The sequence below is a fragment of the Bacteroides faecis MAJ27 genome (assembly GCF_900106755.1).
GTDB classification, from domain to species: Bacteria; Bacteroidota; Bacteroidia; order Bacteroidales; family Bacteroidaceae; genus Bacteroides; species Bacteroides faecis.
Genome location: NZ_FNNN01000029.1, coordinates 14428 through 27746 on the forward strand (window position 1 = coordinate 14428; position 13319 = coordinate 27746).

7 protein-coding genes and 1 pseudogene are annotated in these 13319 nt (G+C 44.8%); all 8 read right to left on the reverse strand.

The features are described 5' to 3' along the window. Positions 1-60: 60 nt before the first annotated feature. On the reverse strand, positions 61-1194 hold the full coding sequence (locus BLW31_RS19935) for an aldose epimerase family protein (RefSeq protein ID WP_010536235.1): 1134 nt from the start codon (positions 1192-1194) through the stop codon (positions 61-63). Between the two features lie 103 nt (positions 1195-1297). Then, positions 1298-2761, reverse strand: a complete 1464-nt coding sequence (locus BLW31_RS19940; protein WP_010536234.1) for a glycoside hydrolase family 125 protein — start codon at positions 2759-2761, stop codon at positions 1298-1300. A gap of 3 nt (positions 2762-2764) precedes the next feature. Then, on the reverse strand, positions 2765-5053 hold the full coding sequence (locus BLW31_RS19945; RefSeq protein ID WP_010536233.1) for a GH92 family glycosyl hydrolase: 2289 nt from the start codon (positions 5051-5053) through the stop codon (positions 2765-2767). A 12-nt stretch (positions 5054-5065) separates the two neighbouring features. Beyond that, complete coding sequence (locus BLW31_RS19950; protein WP_010536232.1) at positions 5066-7543, reverse strand: glutaminase domain-containing protein; 2478 nt, start codon at positions 7541-7543, stop codon at positions 5066-5068. A 29-nt stretch (positions 7544-7572) separates the two neighbouring features. Continuing rightward, the gene (locus BLW31_RS19955) at positions 7573-9738 is read right to left on the reverse strand and encodes a hypothetical protein (RefSeq protein ID WP_029425222.1); all 2166 of its coding nucleotides are present in this window, start codon (positions 9736-9738) and stop codon (positions 7573-7575) included. 55 nt (positions 9739-9793) lie between these two features. Continuing rightward, positions 9794-11056 (reverse strand): glycoside hydrolase family 76 protein, encoded by a 1263-nt coding sequence (locus BLW31_RS19960; protein ID WP_010536230.1) that lies wholly within the window; start codon positions 11054-11056, stop codon positions 9794-9796. 210 nt (positions 11057-11266) lie between these two features. Then, the gene (locus tag BLW31_RS24925; RefSeq protein WP_229112917.1) at positions 11267-12211 is read right to left on the reverse strand and encodes a family 43 glycosylhydrolase; all 945 of its coding nucleotides are present in this window, start codon (positions 12209-12211) and stop codon (positions 11267-11269) included. Next, a pseudogene (locus BLW31_RS24930) lies at positions 12209-13192 on the reverse strand (glycoside hydrolase family 43 protein); the annotation flags it as partial. The gene BLW31_RS24925 and the pseudogene BLW31_RS24930, both read right to left, overlap by 3 nt. Between the last annotated feature and the right edge of the window lie 127 nt (positions 13193-13319).

Below are 13319 nucleotides of genomic sequence, written 5' to 3' on the forward strand. Positions count from 1 at the left end.
AACCGCAGGAGAAGCAATCTTCACCGGCGATTCACTTTGAAATAATAAAGAAATGATCTTTTAATTCTTGTTTACAGAGAACTTAAAGATACACTGGCTCATATATTTCTCGCCCGGACGAAGTACTGCCGAAGGCCATTCCGGCTTGTTCGGGGTATCCGGATATTTCTGAGTTTCGAGACATACGGAAGCACGCTGGTTGTAAGTAATGCCTTTCTTTCCGGTCAGTGAACCATCGAGGAAGTTTCCTGCATATACCTGGATACCAGGCTCGTTGGTATATACATCGAGCACGATACCTGTCAGCGGTGATTCGAGAGTAGCACATTTACGGGTAACGTCGCCCTTGGTATTCAATACCCAGTTATGGTCGTAACCATTACCATTCTTCAACTGTACGAAATCGTAGTCATTGATGCGTGCACCTACCGGAGTCGGAGTACGGAAGTCCATCGGAGTTCCTTCAACCGGAGCTATTTCGCCGGTAGTCATGAAGGTGCTGTCTACCGGAGTATAGTAGTCTGCATCAATTGTCAGCAGATGTGCCTCATTGCGGGCTGCATCTCCATCAAGGTTGAAATAAGAGTGGTTGGTCATGTTCACAATAGTCGGCTTGTCGGTTTCCGCTTCGTAGCGGATGTCGATAGCGTTATCGTCCGTCAGTTTCATCAGCACCTTACAAGTGATATTGCCCGGGAAACCTTCTTCACCATCTTCTGCCACATAAGTCAATTCCAGTTCTTGCGGATTGGGCTGTACTGCATCAAACACCCGGTATTGGAATCCTTGCGGACCGCCATGCAGACAATGACCGTAATTATTCTGAGGCAACTGATACTCTGTACCGTCCAATGTGAATTTACCTTGATTGATACGGTTGGCATAACGACCGATGCTTGCTCCAAAGTCCGAAGGCTTGCTGACATAATCCTGAATAGAATCGAAGCCGAGCACTACATCACGCATCTGTCCGTCTTTGTCGGGTACCATCACAGAAACAATACGGCCACCGAAGTTCGTAATGCAAACTTCCATGTTGTTCTTGTTGCGCAAGGTATACAAATCAGTTTTCTTTCCATTTACTTCCATCTGGAAGTTACTTTGCAATAAACCGGAATCCGTTGCTTTCTCGGCTTTCGGTGTACAAGCTGCCATTAACAGGGCGGCAACTGCCCATACACATAACTTTTTCATATTATTACTTTTTTCAGGCACGGATTACACGGATAACACGGTTTAAGACTCTATACCAGATAAAAATCCGCGTAATCCGTGTAATCTGTGCCTACCTTGTTTTCTACTTTATACTATTCAGCAAATCTACTTTACCTTCATTGACCAATTTAAGAATCAGTTCGCCGAAAAGCGTATTCTGCCAGGCAAACCACGCACGGGTGAAATTCTTCGGATCGTCTTTGTGGAAAGATTCGTGCATAAAGCCTGTTCCTGCATCCGTATCCATCAGCATTTTGATACAAGTTTTGATTTCCGCATCATCCTTGCTGGTGAAAGCTTTCATCATGATACTCATCGGCCATACCATATTATAACCGATATGCGGTCCGCCAATACCTTCGCCTGCCTTGCCCTTGAAGAAGTAAGGATTGTCCTCGCTCCACACGAACTTACGGGTATTCTGATAAATAGGATCATTCACATTCACATCGCCCAGATAAGGCATCGCAAGCAGACTCGGCACATTGGCATCGTCCATCAGGAAGTGATTGCCGAAACCGTCTACCTCGAATGCATAAATCTTACCGTATTTAGGGTGATTGTATACCGCATATTTCTTCAATGCTGTCTCTACTTCCTGTGCCAGGTCTTTACATTCCTTAGCCAAAGTAGTCTTCTTATTCACCTTTTCAAGGATTTCAGCAGCTTTGCGCAATGAAGATACGGCAAAGAAATTGGAAGGTACCAGATATTGAAGAGTCGTTGCATCATCCGAAGGACGGAAGCAGGACACGATCAGTCCGACAGGTTTTACCGGTGCTCCAAGTCCGTCATTATTCAAGGTATCCAACGCGCGTTCTGTCTTACGCTGGAACTTATACGGACCCACTCCGTCTTTGCGTTGTTGTTCCTTAAATGTTTTCAGTACATTAGTGATAGCCTGAATCCATTCTTCTGAGAAGATGCTGGCATCTCCGGTTGTTTTCCAATAGTGATAAGCCAGACGCAACGGGTAGCAAAGTGAATCGATTTCCCATTTACGTTCGTGCAGTTCCGGTTTCATATCAGTCAGGTCGCTCATCCAGTGATTGTCTTCAACGGCACCATCATTAAACGCATTGGCATAAGGGTCGATATTGATACATTTGAACTGACGAAGGATCACCCCTGCCAGCATCTCTTTCAGTTCCGGATCAGAGTTTGCCAGCTGAACATACGGCCATACCTGTGCGCCCGAGTCACGAAGCCACATCGCATGGATATCTCCGGTGTAAACAAATGTATCCGGTTTTCCGTCTTCGCCTTTGCGGAAATGTACCGTAGTATCAATGGTATTAGGGAAACAGTTGGTGAACATCCACGCCAGTTTCTCGTTTTTCAGAAGTTTCTGCACGCGGAGGATTTCTTTCTCTACCGCATTCGAACGGAAAAGACGCTTGGAAACTTCCGGACGGTTGTCTTTCTGAATAGCATCCGTCACACATACATACATTTCGGACATCGTATTTGCAGCCTGCATCTGGCCACCGCAAAGGAGCATGCCTGCCAGCATACCTGCACTGATATATTTTACTTGCTTCTTCATAAATTACTTTTTCTTTTTAAATTCGTTGGAGAAAGAATAAGGGAGATCAGCCTCTTTTGTACCACGCTGTTCATTCGGTTGGGCAGCCATCTTGAAAGTGATGGAAGCGCCATTCATCAGTTCCTCATGAGTCAGGTAGTTCTTCGTATGTTCTTTACCGTTCAGAGTCATGGAAGATATATAACGTTTGTCGTCTCCGTTTTCAGGAGCTGAAATGGTTATTGTCTTTCCATTCTCCAGATGCAGCTTCATCTGCTTGAAGTAAGGAGTACCGAGGATATACTCATCCGTACCCGGACATACCGGATAGAAGCCCATGGAAGAGAACACATACCAGGCAGAAGTCTGACCGTTGTCTTCATCACCACAGTAACCGTCAGGAGCAGGAGTATACAGTTTATCCATCACCTCACGAATCCAGTGCTGTGCTTTCCACGGCTGGCCGGAGTAGTTGTACATATACAACATGTGCTGGATAGGCTGGTTGCCATGTGCATAGTTACCCATATTCATAATCTGCATTTCACGGATTTCATGAATCACACCGCCATAATAGCTGTCGTCAAAGACAGGAGGCAGGATAAATACAGAATCCATCATCTGGTTGAAGCCGTCTTTTCCGCCCATCAGATCAATCAGTCCCTGAGGATCGTGGAAGACAGACCAAGTGTAATGCCAGCTGTTTCCTTCTGTGAAAGCATCGCCCCACTTCAACGGATTGAACGGAGACTGGAACTTACCATCTTCATTCTTGCCACGCATCAGTTTATGTTCGGGATCATACAGATTCTTATAGTTCATGGCACGCTTGGCGAAGATCTCTATTTCCTTTTTAGGCTTGTTCAAAGCTTTACCCAGCTGATAGATACACCAGTCATTGTAAGCGTACTCCAGCGTACGGGCTGCATTCTCATTGATACCTACGTTATAAGGAACATAGCCCAGTTTATTGTAATAGTCATATCCCAGACGTCCGGTAGAAGACACTTGCGGATGTACTGCGTTAGCTCCGTGCTTCACAGCTTCCCACAACGTTTCGATATCATATCCTTTCAGACCTTTCAGATAAGCATCGGCAACTACGGAAGCCGAATTATTACCCACCATACAGCCTCTGTGTCCCGGGCTTGCCCACTCAGGCAGGAAGCCGCTTTCCTTGTAGGTATTGACCAGTCCTTCCTGCATCTTCGTGTTCATAGACGGATACATCAGGTTCAGGAAAGGGAAAAGGCAACGGAAAGTATCCCAGAAACCGGTGTCGGTAAACATATAACCGGGAAGTACTTCGCCATTATAAGGGCTGTAATGAACGATATCACCTTTCGCATCTATTTCGTAGAAGCTTCTGGGGAAAAGTACCGAACGATACAGGCAGGAGTAGAAAGTACGCAAATGGTCGATATCGTCATCTTCCACTTCGATGCGTCCCAAAACATCATTCCACACTTTACGTCCTTTGGCTGCAATCTGGTCTACATTACCGCTGCCCAGTTCTTTCAGATTCAGTTCCGCTTGTTCGGGGCTGATGAAAGAAGAAGCTACACGTACATTCACCTGTTCGCCTTTGTTGGTTTTGAAACCAATCACTGCACCGGCATGCTTGTCTTTTGCTTCCAGCTTATTTGTATCGATATTGCCATTGGCAACGGCTGCCGTATAAGTAAACGGCTTGTCGAATTGCAGAACAAAATAGTTCTTAAAGTTTTCCGGAACTCCGCCGCTATTCTTCGTTGTGTAGCCGATTATCTTATTTTCCGAAGGGATGACTTTTACAAACGAACCGTTATCAAAAGCATCTACAACGACATAAGAATCATTATCGGGAAATGTAAAACGGAAAGCGGCAGCTCTCTCTGTAGGAGCTATCTCAGTGACAACATCATGATCGGCAAGGTATACTTTATAGTAATACGGAGTAGCCGTCTCAGCCTTGTGAGAGAACCAGCTGGCACGCTGATCCTGATCAAAGACCACCTTGCCGGTTATCGGCATGATGGCAAACTGACCATAGTCATTAATCCAGGGGCTGGGCTGGTGTGTCTGTTTAAATCCTCTGATTTTATCAGCATCGTACGTATAGGTCCATCCGTCTCCCATCTTACCGGTTTGAGGAACCCAGAAGTTCATCCCCCAGGGAAGGGCGATAGCGGGATAAGTGTTTCCCGTAGATAAGGCGTGCTTAGACTGAGTACCTACCAGTGGACTGACATAGTCCACCGGTCCGGTAATCGTTTTAGCATCCATATTCCACGCACTCAATAAAGTAAAAGCTAATAGAGCGAGTTTTTTCATGGTGTTCTTGTTTTATTTAGTTAGTTTATTTTCAAGCATCTTTATAAAATAGCCGCCAACTACGGAACGCGCCTGGAAACCTCTCTGAATCGGATTATCCGTAAATATCCAGTCGGACATCGGAACGCGGGTCGTTGTCTCGTTCATAAACAGATATACCGGTTCGATAAACTTCTCGAAAGTAGCTTTATCCGGTGCCATAGTAGCAGTCCACATAATCCAGTCGGTCTTGGTATAAGTCTCACGGTTATCCAACGGAAGGCCATATTTATTTTGCTTCGTAAGATAATAAGCAATTTCTGTCTCAGCAACTTTTTCCGGGAAAATCTGCAAATTCATCAGCTTGTCCCACACCAGGTTATACTTCTGGCTCCAAGTTCCCGGCTTGTCAAATGTCAGACGGTAATGGTCACCGTCATCTGCCATTTTCACCCATTCGGCAGCCATTTCCTTCGCTTTCCGAGTGTATTTCTCGGCTACTTCTTTCTTGCCTAACATATCTGCCAGATAGCCATAAGAAGCAATACCCATGATAGCCTTGATAGAAAGGTTGGCATTGTGAGCAAAGTGTCCGGCAAAGTCATCGGTACAAAGTTGGTTTTCCGGATCGAGACCGTATTCTACCAGGTAATCTGTCCAGGTAGTCAGCGTTTCCCAATGTTTCTGTGCGTAGTCGGCATTTCCTTCTACAGCAGCAATCACTCCAGCCAATACAACCATATTACCCGATTCTTCAATTGGCATATCGCCGCCGTAAGTCTGGCCGTTTGCCAACGGATAAGTACCTATATCATGAGCAGCAAACGGTTTGTCCCATTTTCCGCTTTCGCTGTAGTAGAAGATATGGTTCATGGTAGCTTTTACCAGTTCCGGGTTATAGAGCAAGAGCAGCGGAGCTCCCGGGTAGGTCAGGTCGACTGTACCGATAGAACCGTTACTGAAGTTTTCTTTAGAAAGGAATACCAGGTCGCCGTTCGGAGCCTGTACCAGCTTATGAGCAGCCAATGCCTGACGATAGGCCAGCGCACAAAGTTCGGCATACTTACGTCCGCCGGCAGCTTCTGCCTCTGCCATCAGTTTGTTATCAAAAGCAGCACAATTCTTCATTTGAGTTTTGTATTCCTGTTCTGCTTTCTGGAATTGTGACACGATTGTCTCGCTACCCGTACGATTCCAGTAAGGACGGAGGTTTTCACCAAAATATTGGATAGAGTAGATATCGTCATAACCAATCAACAGGTGTCCATTCGATTTCTTCGTTTCACCCAGCGAGCGTACCAAAGCAAGTTTGTCATAACCGTTGGTAGCTGGAGCTTCCAGCTTGTTCTCCATAAAGCTCTTGCGAAGTTTCTTTCCATCACCGATAGCATAGGTACTGTTTTCTTTTTCAGCAGCAAGATAGAAATGTCCCCAGTCGATACGGACATCGTCACCTTTCTTCTTCAGAATATCCTGATTGCGACTTCCGGTACGCAGGAACAACAGGTCACCATCGGTAAAGCTGTCGGCTACGGATTCCTGATGAGGCAGGTCGAGCGCCCATTGAGGAGCAACTTCGAAGTAGAGTTCGACCTGATGCGCCTGTCCATCATTAGCAGTAACTTCATACGAGATATAGTTGACAGGACGTGACATCAAGTCCAGATTATCCATAAACAGAGGAGCTGTAAATTTCAGATTCAGATCTACCGGACCACAAGTAAAGTTATAATAAGTCTGCATGGGTTGTACATCTACAGAAGTCTGCTGGGCGGTCTGCTCGAAATAACGGTTGTTGTCAAGTTCAATCAACAAACCAAAATCCAGCAATCCGTTCGCTCCGCGATTGTGGCAATAAGCGGCAATCAGATTTTCTCCCTGTTTCAAAGAAGCAACCACTTCTTCTGACAGTTTCACCTGTACATGTTTCTTACAAGCGTTTCCTGTATCTACCACCTTGATGCCATTGATGTAAATAATCACATCATCATCATGAGAATATTCCAGATATATGTTCTTACCAGTCAGGTCTTCCTGAATATCAGCCGTGCGGCGTACCCAGATAAATTCTTCTCCCCACTGTGTTTTGGCTACATGTTCATTCTCCATTGTTCCGAAGGCACCCTGACCTTCTTTCCAGGCAGCATCATTGAAGCCGATATTCTGCCATCCGTCGGCAGGTTTCTGAGTTGTATATTTTCCTGTCCAGTCACCTTGTTCGGAGGTTTTGACCAAAGGTCTCAGTTCCAGTTCTTCTGTTCCCATAAAGCGGTAAGTCTGTCCGTCGACTTTAACCACCCCTATCAAAGGGAAATCTTTACCGCTCCAGTGCTTTACCGAACCATCATATAAGTTATCCGTGAAAGACCAGGCACTGGTATACGGGTCTATGCTCACCAGTGGATAAGCCGGAGCACGCAACTCGCTCTTCACATGCTGTTCCATCTGGGTCTCACAGCTACATAATACAGAGGCTGCTCCCAGCAACAGCGTCATCAGTTGTTGTTTCATAATTTAATTACCTGTTTTATTTTATCTATTTACCATACTATTGACACATTCACACCAGCCGGATCATTCTCGAAACTCAACAGAAGAGTTTTTGAGGATTCATCCCACTCCGGCTGTTCCTCTTTCCCGTTTACCTGTACTTTCTCCGGTTTACAAGGCAAGAGTACTCTTGATACGTTAGTCGTGTTTATCGGACTTTTGGCTACAAAAGAGTAGCTCCGTTTTCCCACTTTCTCATCATAGATACGAGAGGCTCCGCAAAGCACTTTGGCCTTTACTTTGCCGGACACCTTGTTCAGATCATAAAGATACCCTTGTTCGCCCGGCTGAATCTGTTTGGATGTCAGTACAGGCAGGTCTTTATCGAACAGGTCGATATATAATCCGGATAAAGTCAGAGGCTCTTCAGAAACGCTTTCGTCCATGACGGCAGCAATGGTATACGGTCCACGTTCTACAATGAAGTTATTTTTAGTCTCAATTGCTTTACCAAGCTTTTTCCGGTAAGCGGATGCGATCGCTTCAAAATACTTCTGATCGTTTCCGGCTTTCAACACAAAATGTTTCGGGTCTTCACGCATAACGATCACTGTTCCTTTACCATAATGGTAAGTCCCTTCACCCGGATTACGGGACAGATTCATCTGCTCGAACAGGTGTTCCGAAGGGGCTTTATATTCATTCCCTTCTGTATTCCACCATTCCAATACTGTTTGATAAGGGTCGACATCTTCTCCGCAATAGATAAGTACTCCGCCTTTCTTCACCCAATCAGCCAGATAGTTGTGATATTCCGGCTCCATCGGTTTCATATTTGAATAAGACATGACAAGTATGTGAAGCCCTTTGAAGGTTTCTTTAAAAGGAGTATTTTCCATGTGTACCAATTCTACCGGAATACCGCGTTTCAACAGAGGCAAAGTTTGTCCGTAGAAGCTGGAAAACTGCGGGTCGTCATATCCGTTATGGTTCGGGAAGCGCTGGAACATCAGTGAGTTTGCCATCAGTACACCGATGCCATGCGTACCTGTGATCTTTTTATCAGAAGTACGGATATCATTCAGTGTATTCACCATTGTCTGCATCTGGGTAGAGTAAGATCGGGGAATACGCTCTTTCTGATCCGTTCCCGCTATCCGGTACAGTCCCTGATAAATACGGTCCGGCCAAGGCATTACTTCATAAGTATCTACCATGGGATACATTAACTGTGCAGCGAAGGTTGCCTGATAATTAATTTTATAGTCCAGCCAGTCTTTTGCACGGTCTTCAATGGGGTCAGTCAGGAAATACATTTTCCGGTTCAGCGGCGCAGTCATCGACTTCATACATCCATATTCCAAAAATGCATTCTCGAATACACGTTCTTTCTGTACGCCGTTATAGTAATTCGGTTCACGGGCAGTTCCGGTCCACACCTGTGCGATATAGCCATCTACGCAATCCAATGAAGCCAGGCTGGCTTCCGGACTTACAATCTGCCAGGACGTATAGTTAATCAAAGAATGAGTCGGCACATAACACTTGATATCCAGTCCTTTCGACTTTCCGTACTCTTTTGCATAGGTGAAAATCTTGTCCAGCGCATTATAATACAGATGATATTTCAGTTTGTTGGAAAGATAGGTATTCTCAGGAGATTCGTGCTGAGGTCTCCAGGGGAAATTATAATATTTCTGCCATTCGGATTGGAAAGCTTCGCTGTATCCGCCACGCATCCAGAACTCCGGTTCCTCCAGATAGATGGAGGTGATTCCGGCATCAATGACTCGTTTGATTTGTGTTTCCTGCATATAGCGGATAAAACTCTCGGTAGGTACGATATAGGGAATCAGATGGCCGTGAGCGATCTCATTTCCATTGCGGTCGCGCTGTCCTTCTTTCAGATGCCCGTCTACTCCGTCCCACTTTCCCAGAAAATAGTCCTTATAGTCGCCCCAGGCAACTCCGGTCATAAACTCCGTCAGATACCCTTTATCTCTCCATGACTGAATGCGTTGTTCAAAAGTCACTCCGGGCTTATCCAGCGTGCCATATACCATAGTGGCATCGGCGCGTACGTCTGTTTCGGGTTTCCAGGGTTCAGCGGTCTGAAACGTGGTCTTAGCTTCTTTGCTTTTTCCTTTTTGTGCATAAGTAGCATGATTGCAGGCTAAAAGCAAGCCAAGAGCAATCAGCAGATGTTTATTGTTCATGATATTCTGGTGTATTTTCATTTCCATATCTGGCCGGTTACCGCTTCCTGCCGGATTATTTATCTGCAGGGAACAAGAGCATCAATGCCGGTATGCCGGAAGCTGAATAGCTGTCTATCTCAGCACCTGCCGGCAATACTTTCTCATATTCTCCGCCACATACATCCCGTGTCTTATCTCTGTTTGCCCAGCCGGCTTCGATATTACGTTTCAGGAACGGGATATATTGCGTTTGTCCGCAGTCGTATACCAGCATAGCTATGTATTCCGCAAAAATCGCTGTATAGATACCTTGTTCAATTCCACTTTCAAAAGGCAGCAAGCCATGTTTGGCAGACATTTCATTGACCGTATAATCCGCTGCCAGAATAGCGTTATCCAGATAACGTTTTTCCCCGGTTGCCTTATAGAGCAATACGGAAGAGCCGATAAAGGTGGCTTGATTATATACATGCGCTTTCCACGCAGGAGTACTGTCGCCATGACGGCTGTCAGCTATTCGTCCTGTTTTCTTATCCAACAGATTCTCTACTCCCCATTCATAAATCTCCTTTCCTTTAGCCAAATATTGCTCTCTTGTCTGATACTTAGGTGACTCCTCAGTCGGTTCTTTTCTTTTCTTCGGAACATTATTGTAAAGTGTAAGGGCTGCTACCACTGTAGGGAAATTGATGCAAGCCATCTTTCCATCACCCGGTCTGTTCGGTTTGGGATTATGAATCGGTTGCCATTGCCAGAACATTCCTCCGTTTTCTTCGTCGTATGATCCGGTATCGCCTACCTTCTTAGAACCGTACCATACACGGCTGAAGCTCTCTTCCGACAGTTTCAGATATTCGTCTACACCAAACAGCTCGTATGCACGTGCCAGAGAAATGGTCCACCACATGATATCATCGTAGATAAACCATCCGGTGTTTTCATTATTATTATCGAAATCGAACTGACAATACTGAGCTTTATTTCCTGCGAATATCTTCTCGCAGAGTTCTTTGTAATAGGCTCTTTTCTTTTTGTCTTTTTGGGCCTTGGCCAGTTTGTAAGCGTTCATTGACATATCCCAGTAAATAGGCTGGCACCAGATAGCAGCTGCGCCGTGCCCACGGTCTACCGCATGTTCATAGGCCGAAGTCGTTTTATAGATATATTTATCAGGATCAAGTAGTGTGTTGTTAAATCCTTCGTATGCCGCCCACACATCTTCATTGGTATAGGCTCCTGTCTTCTGGTTCGTTTTTTCTGAGCTATCAGCCGCCCATACAGTAGTAGTTGATATCGCCAGCAGTAAAGTTACCGCCAAAAGAATTTTGCTTTTCATGATAGTTGATAAGTTTTAGTATTTTTCCAGTTACAAAGATTGCAGAAATAGACGGAAAAGAACAAAAATCTCTATTCAATAAAGAACAAATACAGACCAAAACAGCCTTTGAATCCATGCCATCATAAACACAGATACAAAATTCCCCTTAATCAGTTTCCTGACTAAGGGGAATCCACTATTCTTCAGCGTATACTTATTTAATCATTTTCAGAATTTCGGAGCGGCAGCTTTCAACGAAGGAGAAGTGCCTTTGACAAACGGCCAGCCACCTTTCCATTGAACCCGGTCCATCATCAATACACGTCCTTCCGGATTAGCAACACTTACCGCATGATAGAACATCCAATCGTTCCCTTTTTTATCTGTCACCAGTTCCGAATTATGACCGGGACCGACGAATTCCTTGCTTTTCTGAATCAAGATCTCATGATGATTATCTGACATGGAGAGACCTTTCTTATCCACATAGGGTCCGAACAGATTCTTCGAACGTCCCACTACGGTGGTATATGTACTCTTCAAGCCTTCACAGCAGCGACCGATAGAGGCAAACAAATAATAATAACCGTCCCGTTTATGAATATAAGTACCTTCATAGGCATCACCGGCAATCTGCACAATCGGCGCGTCTTTCTTCAAAGAGAGACCATCTTCTGTCAGTTCCGTACCATAGATTCCATGAAAGCTACCCCAGAAAAGGTATTTCTTTCCATTGTCTTCGATATAAAAAGGGTCGATACAGTTCTGGATCTTGATTTCATTACTCCGGAATAATTTACCCAGATCGGTAAACGGACCTTCCGGTTTATCGGCAGTGGCAATACCTATACCACACGTCCATTCGCCTCCCCATGTAGACATAGAGTAATACATGACATATTTATCTCCAATCTTATTAATGTCCGGCGCCCAGAGTCCTCCTTTAGGTTCGAAAGCAGGACGGGTTTTATCTGTAAAGGCAGTACCTACAAAATTCCAATGAACCAAGTCTTTGGAACGATGGATCGGCAAGTTTCTTATATTTTCAGTCGCATACAAATAGAAATATCCATCTTCTCCTTCAATAATGCTAGGGTCCGGCAAACTGTAATTAATCACCGGATTGCTGTATGTACCCCGTTTGGACTTGTTTTCAGAATCATCCCATGACAACGGACTGGCTCCTACTCCTTCAAAAGTCATTCTGATGGGCTCAATCTTGCCTTCCTTATCAAAATACATACGATCGATGCAAGTCGCACGACTATTCGCTGCGGTTTCTCCCAATGGACGACGGTGATAAATTATATACCATTCATCCTCTCCCGCACCTTTGACTACCGAATGATGACCGGCAGCTGTCGCCACGTTGGCATCCTGTTGCAAGATTGTACCGATTCTTTTAAACGGCCCGAAAGGAGAATCCGCAATGGCATAAGCCACACGGTAGTCCGGACCTCCCCAGCCACCTTCCGACCACATAAAATAATATTTTCCCTTACGCTTCAACATAAACGGACCTTCTACGTAGTTTTCCGGAGTCACTTCCTTATAGATGGTACCATCCTCAAAAGGCACGATACTCAACAAATCCGGAGCCATCTTCACCATATTACAATGGCCCCAGCCACCATAATACATATAATATTGGCCATCATCATCCTTGAACACAAACTGGTCGATCGGTTGGGCACCATTCACAATTTTATCAATCAGCGGTTTTCCCAGTGCATCCTTAAAAGGTCCTGCGGGATTGTCGGCTACAGCAACACCTATTCCGCCTAATTCATTATTATTCTGGATATCATTGGCACCGAAAAAGAAATAATATTTATCATTCGCATGGATAACTGCGGGAGCCCACAAGGCACGTCTGAGCCAGCTGATATTTTCTTTTGAGAGGACTCTCGGATGTTTGGTCCAGTTCACCAGATCTTTTGATGAAAAAGCATCCATGAATATCTGGTCATCATAAGGAGCAGAATAGGTAGGATAAATCCAGTATTCGTCTCCAAATACAATTCCCTCCGGATCGGCGTACCAACCTTCGAAGATAGGATTACCACTCGTTTTAGGAAGCTTACTTTTGTTTTGGGCAAATATAGATACAGAACAGCAAATTACACAGAAAAGAAAGAGATGTCTAAGTTTCATATATTATCTATTTAAAAGTTCACTTCGCAAAGATGAGAAAAAACAGGGAAAGGTTTTAGAAATTATAGCTCATTTAACAACAAAATCTGACCAATCTGCCTTAATTTGCATGAATTATCAATATTTT

Bases quoted from the DNA above. Each gene is read 5' to 3' on its own strand.
- BLW31_RS19955 (WP_029425222.1), bottom strand. From the start codon at position 9,738: ATGAACAATAAACATCTGCTGATTGCTCTTGGCTTGCTTTTAGCCTGC.
- BLW31_RS19940 (WP_010536234.1), bottom strand. From the start codon at position 2,761: ATGAAGAAGCAAGTAAAATATATCAGTGCAGGTATGCTGGCAGGCATG.
- BLW31_RS19945 (WP_010536233.1), bottom strand. From the start codon at position 5,053: ATGAAAAAACTCGCTCTATTAGCTTTTACTTTATTGAGTGCGTGGAAT.
- BLW31_RS19960 (WP_010536230.1), bottom strand. From the start codon at position 11,056: ATGAAAAGCAAAATTCTTTTGGCGGTAACTTTACTGCTGGCGATATCA.
- BLW31_RS19950 (WP_010536232.1), bottom strand. From the start codon at position 7,543: ATGAAACAACAACTGATGACGCTGTTGCTGGGAGCAGCCTCTGTATTA.
- BLW31_RS19935 (WP_010536235.1), bottom strand. From the start codon at position 1,194: ATGAAAAAGTTATGTGTATGGGCAGTTGCCGCCCTGTTAATGGCAGCT.